This window comes from Cellulomonas sp. T2.31MG-18 (assembly GCF_964266755.1).
GTDB lineage: Bacteria > Actinomycetota > Actinomycetes > Actinomycetales > Cellulomonadaceae > Cellulomonas.
This window is the reverse complement of the sequence record NZ_CAXWGW010000003.1, coordinates 192,860-207,930: the sequence shown is the minus strand read 5'-3', so window position 1 is coordinate 207,930 and position 15,071 is coordinate 192,860. Positions and strand designations below refer to the sequence as shown.

The following is a 15,071-nucleotide window of genomic DNA, read 5'->3' as shown; positions in this document are numbered from 1 at the left end:
GCACAGTCTAGGCAAGGGGCGCGGCGCCACGACCACCACGCCCGCTGGTCCGACGGTGGATCTCGTCCGCCGTGCGCACGAGGTGGACGCTCTCCACGGACCGACGGTCGTACCGTGCCGGGGTGGAGGTCCTCGAGGTGATCTCGCCCCTGCTCGGGGCCCGCTGCTGCGTCGTCGTGGGGGAGCAGGCGTCCTGCGTGGTCGTCGACCCCGGCGCCCTGGTCGCTGACACGGTCGTCGCGCTCGTGGCGCAGCGGGGCCTGCGACCGCAGGCGGTGCTGGCGACGCACGGGCACGCCGACCACACGTGGGACGCGGGTCGCCTGTCCGACCGGTTCGGCGTCCCCGTCGTCGTGCACGCGGACGACGTCTACCGGCTCGCGGACCCGTGGGGGACCCTCGGCGTGCTCGGCGCGGCGGTCGGCTCGCCCGACGGTCCGCTGGCCGCCGAGCTCCGGCGGCTCGGCGCCGACCCGTCGGACTGGGTCGCGCCGCACGACGTGCGTCCGGTGTGCGCGGACGGCGCCGCCGAGGAGCGGCTCGCGCTCGGAGAGCTCTCCGTGGTGGCCCGGCACGCGCCCGGTCACACCGAGGGATCGGTCGTCTACGTGCTGGAACCACCGGACGAGCGGCCGATCGCCCTCACGGGGGACGTGCTGTTCGCCGGCACCGTCGGCCGGACGGACCTTCCCGGGGGCGACGCCGTGGCCATGAGCCGGACCCTCCGGCTCGTCGTGCGCTCGCTCCCGCCCCGGTCCGTCGTCCTGCCGGGGCACGGCCCGGCGACCGATCTGGCGACCGAGCTCGCGCGGAACCCCTACCTGCGCTGAGCCGCGGACCGCCCTGGCGCGCTGTTCTGGGAGGATCGGTGCCCATGGCACGCCCCACACCGCTGTCCGGATTCCCCGAGTGGCTCCCCGAAGGTCGGATCGTCGAGCAGCACGTGCTGGACGTCCTCCGGCGCACGTTCGAGCTGCACGGCTTCGCCGGTGTGGAGACCCGCGCCGTCGAGCCGCTGGACCAGCTGCTGCGCAAGGGGGAGACCTCGAAGGAGGTCTACGTCCTGCGGCGCCTGCAGGCCGACCCGCAGCAGGAGGAGCGGGGCGACACCCTCGGCCTGCACTTCGACCTGACCGTGCCGTTCGCTCGGTACGTGCTGGAGAACGCCGGGCACCTCGCCTTCCCGTTCCGTCGGTACCAGATCCAGAAGGTGTGGCGCGGTGAGCGACCCCAGGACGGGCGGTTCCGGGAGTTCATCCAGGCGGACATCGACGTGGTGGGCGCCGGCTCGCTGCCGTACCACTACGAGGTCGAGCTGCCGCTGGTGATGGCCGAGGCGCTCTCTGCGCTGCAGGAGGTCGGCGTGCCGCCGGTGCGGGTGCTGGTGAACAACCGGAAGGTCGCGGAGGGCTTCTACCGCGGTCTGGGTCTGGACGACGTCGAGGCGGTGCTGCGGAGCATCGACAAGCTCGACAAGGTCGGCCCGGAGGTGGTGGCCGAGCTGCTGGTCGAGGAGGCCGGGGCGTCCGCCGACCAGGCGACGGCCTGCCTCGAGCTCGCGGCGATCTCCGGGCCGGACGGGGGCGTCGTCGACCGCGTGCGGGACCTGGCGAAGCGGTACGACGTCTCGTCCGACCTTCTCGACGAGGGGCTGCAGGAGCTCGGCACGCTCGTCCGGGCAGCCGCCGCACGGCTGCCGGGCACCGTCGTCGCGGACCTGAAGATCGCGCGAGGCCTGGACTACTACACCGGCTCGGTCTACGAGACGGTGCTCGTGGGCCACGAGCACCTCGGGTCCATCTGCTCCGGCGGCCGGTACGACACCTTGGCGTCGGACGGTGCCACGACCTACCCCGGCGTCGGACTCTCGGTCGGCGTGAGCCGGCTCGTCTCCCGGCTGCTGTCCGCCGGCCTGGTTCGCGCGACCCGTGCGGTGCCGACGGCCGTGCTGGTGGCCGTGACGGACGAGGACTCGCGGCAGCGCTCCGACGAGGTGGCGGCCACGCTGCGCAGCCGCGGCATCCCCGTCGAGGTCGCGCCGGCGGCGGCCAAGTTCGGCAAGCAGATCCGGCACGCGGACCGTCGCGGCATCCCGTTCGTCTGGTTCCTCGGTGCCGACGGCGCGCCCGACGAGGTCAAGGACATCCGCTCCGGCGAGCAGGTGGCTGCCGACGCAGCCGCCTGGGAACCGCCCGCGGCCGACCGGTGGCCCAGGGTGGTGCCGGGAGACGCGCACTAGGATCGTGCGGGCGCCCCGCCGGGCGCCCACCCCCTGACGACGAAGGACGACCCGTGCTGCGCACCCACACCGCCGGCTCGCTGCGAGCCGAGCACATCGGCACCACCGTGACCCTCACCGGGTGGGTGGACCGGCGGCGTGATCACGGTGGCGTGGCGTTCGTCGACCTGCGGGACGCCTCCGGGATCGCGCAGGTGGTGATCCGCGACGAGGCCGTGGCGCACGAGCTGCGCGCCGAGTACGTGCTGCAGGTGACGGGGACCGTGGGCCGCCGCCCGGAGGGCAACGAGAACCCGCACCTGCCCACGGGCGAGGTGGAGGTCGTCGCCGACCACGTCGTCGTGCTCAACGAGGCGGCGCCCCTGCCGTTCCAGGTGTCGACCTCGCTCAACGAGCCGGTGGGCGAGGAGGCGCGCCTCAAGTACCGCTACCTGGACCTGCGCCGGCCGGCCCCCGCACACGCGATGCGGCTGCGCGCCAAGGTGAGCCAGGCGGCGCGCCGGGTGCTCGACGCCGAGGGATTCGTCGAGTTCGAGACGCCCACGCTGACCCACTCGACGCCCGAGGGCGCCCGCGACTTCCTGGTGCCGGCGCGCCTGGCGCCCGGCAGCTGGTACGCCCTGCCGCAGTCGCCGCAGCTGTTCAAGCAGCTGCTGATGGTCGCGGGGATGGAGCGGTACTACCAGATCGCCCGGTGCTACCGGGACGAGGACTTCCGCGCCGACCGGCAGCCGGAGTTCACCCAGCTGGACGTCGAGATGAGCTTCGTCGACCAGGACGACGTGATCGCCGTCGCCGAGGGTGTGCTCAAGGAGGTCTGGGCGCTGATCGACGTGGACCTGACCACGCCGATCCCGCGGATGACCTACGCCGACGCCATGGCGCGGTACGGCACCGACAAGCCGGATCTGCGGTTCGGCCTCGAGCTGACAGACCTGACGCAGTACTTCGCGAGCACGCCGTTCCGGGTGTTCCAGGCGCCGTACGTCGGCGCCGTCGTGCAGCCCGGGGGAGCGGCGACACCGCGCCGCGGGTTCGACGCGTGGCAGGACTGGGCCAAGCAGCGTGGCGCCAAGGGCCTCGCCTACGTGACGGTCGGCGACGACGGCGAGCTGGCCGGGCCGGTGGCGAAGAACATCTCCGACGAGGAGCGCGCGGGGCTGGCGGCCGTCGTCGGCGCGAAGCCGGGCGACGCGGTGTTCTTCGCCGCGGGCAAGGCATCCGAGGCGCGCGCGCTGCTCGGTGCTGCGCGGCTGGAGATCGGCCGGCGTGCCGAGCTGATCGACGAGGACGCCTGGTCGTTCGTGTGGGTGGTCGACGCCCCCCTGTTCAAGCCCACCGGTGAGGACGACGACGTCGCGCTGGGCACCAGTGCCTGGACGGCCGTGCACCACGCGTTCACGTCGCCGACCCCGGAGTGGGTCGACCGGTTCGAGGAGGACCCGGGCAACGCCCTGGCGTACGCGTACGACATCGTCTGCAACGGCAACGAGATCGGCGGCGGTTCGATCCGTATCCACCGTCGCGACGTGCAGGAGCGCGTGTTCGCGGTGATGGGGATCGACCACGACGAGGCGCAGGAGAAGTTCGGCTTCCTGCTCGACGCCTTCAAGTTCGGCGCCCCGCCGCACGGCGGAATCGCGTTCGGCTGGGACCGGATCGTCGCGCTGCTCACGCACGCCGAGTCGATCCGCGACGTGATCGCGTTCCCCAAGTCCGGAGGCGGATTCGACCCGCTGACGGGTGCGCCGGCTCCGATCACGCCCGAGCAGCGCCGCGAGGCCGGGGTGGACGCCAAGCCCAAGGCGCCCGCACCGGCGCCCGCGCTCTGACGTCTGCCGCATGACGGCGTTGGACGAGCTGCCCCCACGGTGGCGGCACGACCGGCTCGTGTGCTCCGACGCGGAACGCCTCGGCTCCGCTCGGGTGCTGAACGACGAGCACGCACTGGTCGCGCTCGCCGCACGAGATCGCGGCACCACGGGGGCGGCCTACGGCGAGCGGGGCGGTGCCGCACGGTTGGTGACGGCACTCGTCCGGTCCGGTGAGCTACACGGGCCCGTGCTGTGGTTGAGCATGCCGCGCGACGTCGGCCTTCCCGATGCCGTGTGCGCCGAGCTCGGACTGGAACCGCTGCCCGGCTGGGACTGGCTCTCGGCCGACCGCCCGCCGTCGGCGCAGCCGAGGGAGGGCGACGTCGTACGCCTCGATCCGCAGGCCGACGGACCGGCGATCCGGGAGTGCCTGCGGACGGCGAACCCGGGTACGGAGGCCGACCCCACCGGGCCGCACGAGGCGGGCTGGTGGGGAGTGCGGGCGCCCGACGGCGGGCTCATCGGCGTCATCGGCGCGTCACGGCGTGGAGCGGCGACGCCGCAGCAGCACACGTGGCACCTGCACGGGCTCGGCGTGCGGCCGTCGCATCGCCGTCAGGGCTGGGGCCGCGCACTCACCGCCGCGGCGGTGCGGGACGGGCTGGACGCCGGCGCGCCGTGGGTGTCCCTCGGCGTCTGGGCCGACAACCACGCGGCGCTCGCGATGTATGCGGCGCTCGGGTTCCGGACGGACCATGAGCGTCGTTCGTACCGGCCTGTCGGTGAGCAGGCGACGCACCCCAGCCACTGACGTCGGCGCACCCTCCGCGGCGCGTTCGCGCCCTCAGTGCGTGATGGCGAGCCGGTCGTGCAGCCGGCGCAGCGGTGCCGGCGCCCACCAGTTCCACCGGCCGAGGACCGTCATCGTCGCGGGTACCAGCAGGACCCGGACCACGGTGGCGTCGACCAGCACCGCCACGGCCAGGGCGAAGCCGACCTCCTTGATCACCAGGAGGCGGCCGGCGACGAAGCCGCTGAAGACGACGATGACGATGGCGGCGGCCGACGTGATGATGCGCCCCGACCGTTGCAGACCGAGTCGCACAGCGTCGTCGCTGGTCGCCCCGCCGTCGTACAGCTCCTTGATCCGGGACAGCAGGAACACCTCGTAGTCCATCGCCAGCCCGAAGGCGAAGGCCACCACGAGCGCGAGGACGTACGTCTCGATCCCGCCCACGGAGGTGAACCCGAGCAGGCCGGCCAGGTGGCCGTCCTGGAAGGTCCAGACGAGCACCCCGAGGGATGCGGACAGCGACAGCACGTTGGTCAGCAGGGCCTTGAGCGGGACCACCACCGACCCGGTCATCAGGAAGAGCAGCACCAGCGTCGCGAGCGCCACGATGCCGCCGGCGATCCACGCGCGCTGCGCCAGCGCCTTCTGGAAGTCGAGCTCGTGCGCCGCCTGCCCGGTCACCCACACGGGGTAGCCCGGCCGCATCGCGCGGATCTCCGTCACCACGTCGCGCGCCACCGCGCCCGCCGGGTCGGCGGTGTCGGGCCGGACGCCGATCTGGACGTAGGAGCCGACCGCGGCGGGCGGGTCGACCGACCGCACGTGGGGCGAGCGGGCGAGCGTCGCGGCCAGCGCGGTCCCCTGCTCCATGCTCGCCTGCACCACCACGGTGATGGCGGGGGCCGCCGCGGACGGGTACTGGTCCGCGAGCTGCCGCAGGAACGTCACCTGGTCGCTGCCCCGCGGCAGCAGCTCGGCGCCGGAGTTCCGCAGCTCGAGGTGGGTGAGGGGTGCCGCGAGGAGGGCCAGCAGCGCGAGGGCGCCGCCCATCACCCACCACGGTCGACGCTGGACCCGGCCGGCCAGCCGGGAGAACGCGCCCTCCTCGGACTGCACGTCCGAGGTGCGGGCCAGCACGCCCCGGAGCACCGGGACGAGCGCCAGCACGCTGGGCCGCGCGAGTCGGCGGCCGGACCACACCAGCAGCGCCGGAACCAGGGTCAGCGCCGTTGCGAGCGCGATGACGATGACGGCGACCGCGGCGCCGCCGATCGCCCGCAGGATGTCGGGCCGGAACACCAGCAGCCCCGCGATGGAGATCGCGACCGTCAGCGCGGAGAACGTGACCGTCCGACCCGCGGTGGCCATCGTGCGCTCGACGGCCTCCGCCACGGCGCCGTCGCCACGTCGACGCCGGCTGCCCACGCCGCCGTCCGCGTCCGTCAGCCGGTGCAGCTCCTCGCGGTAGCGGCTGACCACCAGGAGGCCGTAGTCGATCGACAGACCCAGGCCCAGGACGGTGACGACGTTGACGACCGAGGCGTCCACGTCCATGACGTAGGACAGGCCCAGCACGGCAGCGAGACCGCCGGCGATCGAGGCGAGGGCGCCGGCCATCGGCATGGCCGCCGCGAGGAAGCCCCCGAACACGAGCACCATCACCAGCAGCGCCACCGGCAGCGCGATCGCCTCACCGGTGCGCAGGTCCTTCTCCACCTGGCCGGTGATCGCGTCGACGATCAAGGGGGTGCCGCCGACCACGCCCGTCACCTGGGGCGCGACCGGCCGCAGGAGGCTGGGGGTGTCCCTGAGCAGGCCCTCGACGTCGTGCAGGGCCGTCGTCTTCGCCTCGCCGACGACACCGGCACGCAGCTCCACCACGACGAGGAAGCCGTGCCCGTCCCGGGCCACCAGAGGGGCAGCGGCCGGGTTCGCCACGCCACCCGGCAGGACGAGCGGGTCGATCACGGACCCGACGCCCGCCACCGCGGCGAGCCTGTCCCGCTGCGGCGCCAACGCCTCCGCGACGCCCGCGGCCGCCGGGTCGACGCCGCTGAGGGCCAGCGTCACGGACGCACCGCCCTGGGCGCTGCCGGCCAGGATCGCGTCCGCCGCGTCGCTCTCGGACCCGGGCACGGCCGGCGCGCCGGTGCTCACGCGGTCGAACACCGTCTGCCCGGTGACACCCACCCCGGCGACGAGGTACGCCACGACGGCGAGCAGCACCCACACGAGCACGGCCGTACGAGGGCGACGGGCGACGGCGCGGCCGAGACGTGCGAACACGTTCGTCATCGTCGCAGCAAACCCCGCCCTGCGCGTGCGCCCGCGTGGGTGGTCCCCCCGGCCGGGGCGGGGGCGTGGGCGCCGGTGCGTAGGCTTCCCGCCGTGGACCTGTTCGACGCGGCGCAGTCGACCGCGCAAGGCCTGCCCGAGGTCGGGGCCGGAGCGCCGCTGGCGGTCCGCATGCGGCCGCGGACCCTCGGCGAGGTGGCCGGTCAAGGCCATCTGCTGGAGCCGGGCTCACCGTTGCGCCGGCTCGTCGAGCCGCAGTCGGCAGCCGCCCGGCGGGCGGCGCCGACGTCCGTCGTCCTGTGGGGACCTCCGGGGACGGGCAAGACGACGCTCGCCTACCTGATCGCTGCGACGTCCGGACGCCGGTTCGTGGAGCTGTCGGCCGTCACGGCGGGTGTCAAGGACGTGCGCGCGGTGATCGACGAGGCACGGCGCCGGCTGGCGACCGACGGCGGCGAGACGGTGCTGTTCATCGACGAGGTCCACCGGTTCACCCGGACGCAGCAGGACGCGTTGCTGCCCAGCGTCGAGAACCGGTGGGTCACCCTGGTCGCGGCCACCACCGAGAACCCGTCGTTCTCGGTGAACGGTCCGCTCCTGTCCCGCTCGCTGCTGCTGACGCTGCACCCCCTGTCCGTCGAGGAGGTCCGCGCGCTGGTCCGGCGCGCGGTGGCCGACGAGCGCGGCCTCGCCGGCGCGGTGGAGCTCGAGGCCGAGGCCGAGGAGCACCTGCTGCGGCTGGCCGGCGGCGACGCCCGGAAGGCGCTGACGATCCTCGAGGCGGCGGCAGGGGCGGCGCTCTCGGCAGCACCGGTCGCCCCGGGGGACGAGGAGCCCCGCCCGGTGGTGGTCGACCTCGGGACCGTGGAGCGGGCGATCGACGTCGCCGCGGTCCGCTACGACCGGGACGGCGACCAGCACTACGACGTCATCAGCGCGTTCATCAAGTCGATGCGTGGCTCCGACGTCGACGCCGCCCTGCACTACCTCGCCCGGATGATCGCCGCGGGGGAGGACCCACGGTTCATCGCCCGCCGCATCGTCATCGCCGCGGCCGAGGACGTCGGCATGGCGGATCCGAGCGCCCTGCAGACCGCGGTGGCCGCGGCGCAGGCGGTGGCGCTGATCGGCATGCCGGAGGCGCGCATCATCCTCGCGGAGGCGGTGGTGCACCTGGCCACGGCGCCCAAGTCGAACGCGGCCTACCTGGGCGTCGACCGTGCACTCGCAGATGTGCGTGCCGGGCGGATCGGCAGCGTGCCGGCGCACCTGCGAGACGCCCACTACGCCGGAGCGCAGCAGCTGGGGCACGGCAAGGGCTACGTGTACGCGCACGACGAGCCCCACGCGGTCGCGGCACAGCAGTACCTGCCGGACGAGCTCGTCGGCACCCGGTACTACGAGCCCTCGGACCGCGGGTACGAGCGCCAGGTGTCCGAACGGCTCGACCGGATCCGTCCCCTGCTGCACCCGGACGAGCCGCGCTGAGGCCTGCGGAGCCCCCGCAGGCCGGCACCGGCTGTCCGCCGCGACCTGCGGGCAGGCGGTCCTGGGCTCTCCTCACGTCCGGTAGAGTGGACGGGTTCGTCGTGCGCTCGCGTGCGACGACGCCTGGGGTCTCAGCCTCGCCACCGTCAGCAGCATCGTCAGCACCACCGTCGACGGCGGCTCCATGGTCGGCCCCACGCCCGCCGGACCCGGTGTCCGCCCGTGGGCGTGACGTCATCACCACGACAGGAGAACATCTCTGTGACCAACGTGACCCGTTCGCGTCGTCAGGTCCGCCTGAGCCGCGCGCTCGGCCTGGCCCTGACGCCCAAGGCCGTCAAGCACTTCGAGAAGCGGCCCTACCCGCCCGGCGAGCACGGCCGCGCCCGTCGCCGCACCGAGTCCGACTACGCGGTCCGGCTGCGCGAGAAGCAGCGTCTGCGCGCCCAGTACGCGCTGCGCGAGAAGCAGCTCGCCAAGGCGTACGAGAACGCCCGCAAGGCCCCGGGTCTGACCGGTGAGGCCCTCGTCGAGGACCTCGAGACCCGTCTGGACGCCCTGGTGCTCCGCGCCGGCTTCGCCCGCACCATCCTCCAGGCGCGCCAGGTGGTCACCCACCGTCACGTGCTGGTCGACGGCAAGATCGTCGACCGTCCGTCGTTCCGCGTGCAGGAGGGCCAGACCCTCCAGATCAAGCCGAAGAGCCAGGCGACCACGCCGTTCCAGATCGCCGCTGCCGGCGCCCACCGCGACGTGCTGCCGACCCTGCCGGGCTACCTGGACGTGCAGCTGGAGAAGCTGTCGGCCGTGCTGGTGCGCCGTCCCAAGCGCGCCGAGGTCCCCGTGACCTGCGAGGTCCAGCTGGTCGTCGAGTACTACGCCCGCTGACGCACCCGTCGGGCGACGAGCCCGACACCTGCACGAGAGCCCCGCACCGGTCCGGTCGCGGGGCTCTCGCGCACCCGGCCCCCGTCGGCCACGGCGCGGGGCCTGCGCGGGCGCGCCGGTAGGGTGGTGCGCTGGTGCGGCCGGAGCGTCGCACCGTTCCGCGGTGCCGCGTCGGGCGGCACCCGGCGTACGGACGACAGGACGGAGCGACCCATGTCCGGTGGCGACATCGCAGGCCTCATCGCCGCGGTGGCCTTCGTCGCGCTGGTCGGCTTCCTGGCGCTCCCGCTGGTGAAGCTCGGCCGGACGTTCGACTCCGCGACACGGGCGCTGACCGAGCTGACCGACCACACCGTCCCGGTCATCGACGAGGCCGCGAAGGCGGTGGCGAGCGGGAACCTCCAGCTCGAGAAGGTCGACGCCGTCACCTCCGCGGCCGCGTCCGTGTCGGAGAACGTCTCGGCCCTCACGGCGCTCATGACGGCGACCGTCGGCGGCCCGCTGATCAAGGTGGCGGCGTTCAGCCACGCCGTGCGGCGGGCGCTGGCGGGTGTGCGGCGGGGGAGCCGCTGATGCGCCGGCTGTTCTGGGTGGGCGTCGGGGTCGCCCTGACGGTCGTCGTGGTGCGGCAGGGCCGCGCGCTGCTGGAGCGGTACGCGCCGCCGGAGGCAACCGCGGCCGTCGCCGGCGCGGGCCGCCTCGCCCGCGCCGCCGAGGGCGCACGCCGGGAGTTCGCGGCCGGGTTCGCCGACCGGGAGCGTGCGCTGCGCGAGGCGCTGGTGGGCGACGTCGACGTCGACAAGCTGCGCGCCGAGGCACCTGCCAGGCGAGCCGCCCTCCGGGAGACGTTCGGCGGCCGCCACGCCGCACCCCCCGAGTGGGCGGAGAACCCGACCGAGGACCCGGACGACGACGACGGCTACGCCTTCTTCTGACCCGCCACCGGCTCCTCCGCCACCGCGGCGCCGGTGACGGAACACCGAGACGCGCCGCGACGCTGCACCTGTGAGAACCCGCCCGCCAACGGGCGCCGAACGACGACGAGGACATCATGCGCACCGCCGAGATCCGCCAGCGCTGGCTCGACTACTTCGAGAGCAAGGGCCACGCCGTCGTGCCGTCGGTGCCCCTGATCTCCCCGGACCCGTCGATCCTGTTCACCATCGCCGGCATGGTGCCGTTCATCCCGTACATCCTCGGCACCCAGCAGGCGCCGTGGCCGCGCGTGGCGAGCGTGCAGAAGTGCATCAGGACCAACGACATCGAGAACGTCGGCCGCACCGCCCGGCACGGCACGTTCTTCCAGATGAACGGCAACTTCTCGTTCGGCGACTACTTCAAGGAAGGCGCCATCGAGCTGGCCTGGGAGCTGCTGACGGGCTCGCAGGACGAGGGCCGGTACGGGTTCGACGGCGACCGCCTCTGGGTGACGATCTGGGACCAGGACGACGTCGCGCTCGACTCGCTGCGCCAGGTCGGTGTGGACCCGAGGCACATCGTGCGGCTGCCGCGGGAGGAGAACTTCTGGGACACCGGCCAGCCGGGTCCGGCGGGCCCGTGCGCAGAGTTCCACTACGACCGCGGTCCGCAGTACGGGCCCGAGGCGGTCGGCGGCACGGTGGACCCGGGCGGCGACCGGTACATGGAGATCTGGAACCTGGTGTTCGACCAGTTCATCCGTGGCGAGGGCGTCGGCAAGGTGTACCCGCTGGTCGGCGAGCTGGACAAGAAGGCGATCGACACCGGTGCGGGCCTGGAGCGCATGGCCTTCCTGCTCCAGGACAAGCAGAACATGTACGAGATCGACGAGGTGTTCCCCGTCATCACCAAGGCGGAGGAGATCTCCGGCCGCCGGTACGGCGCCGACCAGGCCGACGACGTGCGGCTGCGCGTCGTGGCCGACCACGTCCGGTCCGCCCTGATGCTGATCGGCGACGGCGTGACGCCGTCGAACGAGGGCCGCGGCTACGTGCTGCGGCGCCTGCTGCGGCGCACCGTCCGCTCCATGCGGCTCCTCGGCGTCCAGGACGCGACCCTGCCGCACCTGCTGCCGGTCAGCCGGGACGCGATGAGCGCGTCGTACCCGAACGTCGCCGAGGACTTCAACCGCATCTCCCAGGTGGCGTACGGCGAGGAGGAGGCGTTCGCACGCACGCTCGAGTCCGGGACGACGATCCTCGACACCGCGGTGCGCACCGCGAAGGCGAGCGCCGGGGCGGACGTGCCGGTGCTCACGGGCGCCCAGGCGTTCACGCTGCACGACACGTACGGCTTCCCGATCGACCTCACGCTCGAGATGGCGGCCGAGCACGGCGTGCAGGTGGACGAGGGCGCGTTCCGCTCGCTGATGGCCGAGCAGAAGGCACGTGCCCGCGCCGACGCGCTGGCCAAGAAGACCGGCCATGCGGACACCTCTGCCTACGCGGACCTGCACGCGCGACTGTCGGACGAGCACGGCCGGCCCGTGAAGTTCATCGGGTACACCGACACGACGGCGCGCGCGCACGTCGTCGGCCTGCTGGTCGACGGCGTCCCTGCGCCTGCGGCGGTCGCCCCGGCCGACGTCGAGGTGGTGCTGGACGTCACGCCGTTCTACGCGGAGGCCGGCGGGCAGCTCGCCGACACCGGCACGATCGTGCTGGACGGTGGTGCCCGCATCGAGGTGGACGACGTCCAGGCGCCCATCAAGGGCCTGAACGTGCACCGCGGGCGGCTGGTCGACGGGACCGTGACCTTCGGCGAGCCGGCCACGGCGACGATCGACACCGCACGCCGCCGGGCGATCGCGCGGGCCCACACGGCGACGCACATGGTGCACAAGGCGCTGCGCGAGGAGCTGGGTCCGACGGCGACCCAGGCCGGGTCGGAGAACGCACCGAGCCGGCTGCGCTTCGACTTCCGGTCGGGAGCCGCGGTGCCCGCGTCGTCCCTGTCGGAGATCGAGGGTCGGGTCAACTCCCGGCTGCAGGACGACCTCGAGGTCACCGACAAGGTGATGGACATCGACGAGGCCCGGGCGCTCGGCGCCATGGCGCTGTTCGGGGAGAAGTACGGCCGGCAGGTGCGCGTGGTGTCGATCGGCGGCGACTGGTCGCGCGAGCTGTGCGCCGGCACCCATGTGCGTCGGTCCGGCGAGCTCGGGCTGGTCACGCTCCTCGGCGAGGCGTCGATCGGCTCGGGCGTCCGGCGGGTCGACGCCCTGGTCGGCGACGGCGCCTACGGGTACCACGCCACCGAGCGCGCCCTGGTCGGACAGCTGTCGGGCCTGCTCGGCGCGCGGCCCGACGAGCTGGCCGACCGTGTGTCCGGCCTGCTCACGCGGCTCAAGGACTCCGAGAAGGAGCTCGCGAACCTGCGCCAGGGTCAGCTGCTCGCCCAGGCCGGCACGCTCGCGGCCGCCCCGCAGCTGGTGGGCAACACCCGGGTCGTCGTGCACGACGCCGGCGAGGTCGGTTCCGGTGACGACCTGCGCGGCCTGGCCACGGACGTGCGGTCCCGGCTCGGCGAGTCGTCTCCGTCGGTCGTGGCCGTCGGCGGCGTCAGCAAGGGCCGGCCGGTCGTCGTCGTGGCGACCAATGCGGCAGCCCGCGAGGCCGGCCTGAAGGCGGGGGCCATGGTCCGCGCCGCGTCGGCGGTGCTGGGTGGTGGCGGCGGTGGTCGCGACGACCTCGCGCAGGGCGGTGGGCAGGAGTCCGCCAAGCTGCCCGAGGCTCTGTCGGCCGTCGTCGAGGCGGTGCGTGCCTGAGGCGCCGGCCGAGCCCGTCGTCCGTGGGGTCCGCCTCGCGGTCGACGTGGGATCGGTCCGTGTCGGCCTGGCGGTGAGCGACCCGGACGGGCTGGTGGCCACCCCGGTGGCCACCCTCGCCCGGGGCGCCGCTCGCGACGGTGCGCGCGCCGCTGACCTGGTCAGGCTCGTCGAGGAGGTGGGCGAACGCGGCGCCGCGGTGGTGTACGTGGGCCTGCCCCGGCACCTGTCCGGAGCCGAGGGCGCGGCAGCCGCGGCGGCCCGCGCGTACGCTGGCACCTTGGCGCAGGCGATCGCACCAGTCCCGGTGCGACTCGTCGACGAGCGGATGACCACGGTGGCCGCTCATCGGGCGCTGACGGCGTCCGGCAGAGCCGGGCGCAAGCACCGCGCGGTGGTCGACCAGGCCGCAGCCGTGGTGATCCTGCAGGACGCGTTGGATGCGGAGCGCGCCACGGGCCGTCGGCCCGGGGAGCGGGTCGAGGCGGACCCGCGACGAGGCGCACTGGGGGGTCCGCAGGAGGACACGACGACTGGTGGAGAGACGCACAGGTGAGCAACAGCCGAACCGACTGGTGGCCGCCCCTCGAGGGGGAGTCGCACGCGAGCGGTGAGCCGCAGCCCAGCCACGACCCGCACGCCACAGGGGACCTGTTCGGCGCCATCGAGACCGCCGCCGCGCCGTCACCACGTCGGTCGCGCTCCAGCGCGCGGGCACACCGTGCGAAGGAGCGCAAGCACCGTCGCCGCCGCACGTTCCTGGTGCTGACCCTGGCGCTCGCGATGATCGTCGGCGCCGGCTACGTCGTGTACTCGTTGTTCGGCTCGTCCTGGCACCTCGGCTCGTCCAGCAGCGCCGTCTCCGACTACCCCGGACCGGGGTACCCGTCGGCGCAGGTCGTGGTCAACGCCGGCGACAGCGGTTCGCAGATCGGCAAGACCCTCGTCGACGCGGGCGTCGTGGCCTCGCAGAAGGCGTTCACCGCGGCGTTCTCGGCCAACCCGGACGCGGCGAAGATCCAGCCCGGCACGTACAACCTGCTGCTGAAGATGAAGGCGTCCGACGCCGTCAGCGCCCTGCTCAACCCCGCGAGCCGGGTGTCGATGCGGGTGACGATCCCCGAGGGGCAGACGTCCGCGCAGATCCTCGCCAAGATCACCGAGGTGGCGCTCATCCCCGCCAAGGACCTGCAGGCCGCGGCCGCCGACCCGGCCGCCATCGGTCTGCCGCCCCAGGCGAACGGCAAGATCGAGGGCTGGCTGTACCCGGCGACCTACCAGGTCCAGCCCGGTGAGACCGCCGCGGCGGTGCTCAAGCAGATGGTGGCCCAGACCGTCTCGGTGCTGACGGCGAAGAACGTGCCGCAGGACCAGTGGGAGACGGTGCTGAACAAGGCGTCCCTGATCGAGCGCGAGGCCCGCCGGGACGAGGACCGCCCGATGATGGCGCGGGCCATCGAGAACCGGCTGGCCCAGGGCATGGCGTTGTCCATCGACGCCTCCGTCGCCTACGGCCTGAACAAGCCGGGGACGCAGCTGACCAACGCGGACATCCAGAACGCGGACAACCCGTACAACACCTACAAGCACATGGGCCTGCCGCCGACACCGATCGCCTCGCCGGGCGAGAAGTCGATCGACGCCGTGCTCAACCCCGCGCAGGGCACCTGGTTGTTCTGGATGACGGTCAACGACGACACGGGCGAGACGAAGTTCGCGACGACGTACGCCGAGCACCAGCAGAACCAGGCGCAGCACGACGCGTGGCTGGCCAGCCGCGCCTCGAGCACGGCCACACCGGCCGGCTGA

The 15,071-nt window shown here is 73.5% G+C and carries 12 protein-coding genes; 11 read left to right on the top strand and 1 reads right to left on the bottom strand.

The window, feature by feature from the left end:
• The first annotated feature begins 122 nt into the window (after positions 1–122).
• The 4 genes from ACFQTY_RS13110 to ACFQTY_RS13095 are packed head-to-tail and all read left to right on the top strand — an operon-like array spanning position 123 to position 4,864.
• Positions 123–830, top strand: a complete 708-nt coding sequence (locus ACFQTY_RS13110) for an MBL fold metallo-hydrolase (protein ID WP_378101089.1) — start codon at positions 123–125, stop codon at positions 828–830.
• A gap of 44 nt (positions 831–874) precedes the next feature.
• Positions 875–2,239, top strand: coding sequence for a histidine--tRNA ligase (gene hisS, locus ACFQTY_RS13105; protein WP_378101087.1), 1,365 nt, complete (start codon positions 875–877; stop codon positions 2,237–2,239).
• 53 nt (positions 2,240–2,292) lie between these two features.
• A complete protein-coding gene (gene aspS / locus ACFQTY_RS13100) occupies positions 2,293–4,071 on the top strand; it encodes an aspartate--tRNA ligase (protein WP_378101085.1) in 1,779 nt (592 codons plus the stop codon).
• A gap of 10 nt (positions 4,072–4,081) precedes the next feature.
• Positions 4,082–4,864 carry a GNAT family N-acetyltransferase gene (locus ACFQTY_RS13095; protein WP_378101083.1) on the top strand — a complete coding sequence of 261 codons (783 nt, stop codon included), beginning with the start codon at positions 4,082–4,084 and terminating at the stop codon, positions 4,862–4,864.
• 33 nt (positions 4,865–4,897) lie between these two features.
• Here the strand turns inward: ACFQTY_RS13095 and ACFQTY_RS13090 are convergent, their stop codons facing one another.
• The gene (locus tag ACFQTY_RS13090; RefSeq protein WP_378101081.1) at positions 4,898–7,141 is read right to left on the bottom strand and encodes an MMPL family transporter; all 2,244 of its coding nucleotides are present in this window, start codon (positions 7,139–7,141) and stop codon (positions 4,898–4,900) included.
• Positions 7,142–7,234: 93 nt separating this feature from the next.
• On the opposite strand from ACFQTY_RS13090, the gene ACFQTY_RS13085 reads away from it, so the two are divergent.
• From ACFQTY_RS13085 to mltG, 7 genes are all read left to right on the top strand, one after another.
• The gene (locus ACFQTY_RS13085) at positions 7,235–8,629 is read left to right on the top strand and encodes a replication-associated recombination protein A (protein ID WP_378101079.1); all 1,395 of its coding nucleotides are present in this window, start codon (positions 7,235–7,237) and stop codon (positions 8,627–8,629) included.
• Positions 8,630–8,890: 261 nt separating this feature from the next.
• Positions 8,891–9,517, top strand: coding sequence for a 30S ribosomal protein S4 (gene rpsD, locus ACFQTY_RS13080; RefSeq protein ID WP_337972772.1), 627 nt, complete (start codon positions 8,891–8,893; stop codon positions 9,515–9,517).
• 213 nt (positions 9,518–9,730) lie between these two features.
• Positions 9,731–10,090, top strand: a complete 360-nt coding sequence (locus tag ACFQTY_RS13075) for a DUF948 domain-containing protein (protein WP_263730775.1) — start codon at positions 9,731–9,733, stop codon at positions 10,088–10,090.
• Positions 10,090–10,452 carry a hypothetical protein gene (locus ACFQTY_RS13070; protein WP_378101076.1) on the top strand — a complete coding sequence of 121 codons (363 nt, stop codon included), beginning with the start codon at positions 10,090–10,092 and terminating at the stop codon, positions 10,450–10,452. The genes ACFQTY_RS13075 and ACFQTY_RS13070 overlap by 1 nt, the downstream gene beginning before the upstream one ends.
• A 116-nt stretch (positions 10,453–10,568) precedes the next feature.
• Positions 10,569–13,262 (top strand): alanine--tRNA ligase, encoded by a 2,694-nt coding sequence (gene alaS, locus ACFQTY_RS13065; protein ID WP_378101074.1) that lies wholly within the window; start codon positions 10,569–10,571, stop codon positions 13,260–13,262.
• The gene (ruvX, locus tag ACFQTY_RS13060; RefSeq protein WP_378101072.1) at positions 13,255–13,818 is read left to right on the top strand and encodes a Holliday junction resolvase RuvX; all 564 of its coding nucleotides are present in this window, start codon (positions 13,255–13,257) and stop codon (positions 13,816–13,818) included. The genes alaS and ruvX overlap by 8 nt, the downstream gene beginning before the upstream one ends.
• A complete protein-coding gene (gene mltG, locus ACFQTY_RS13055) occupies positions 13,815–15,071 on the top strand; it encodes an endolytic transglycosylase MltG (RefSeq protein ID WP_378101069.1) in 1,257 nt (418 codons plus the stop codon). The genes ruvX and mltG overlap by 4 nt, the downstream gene beginning before the upstream one ends.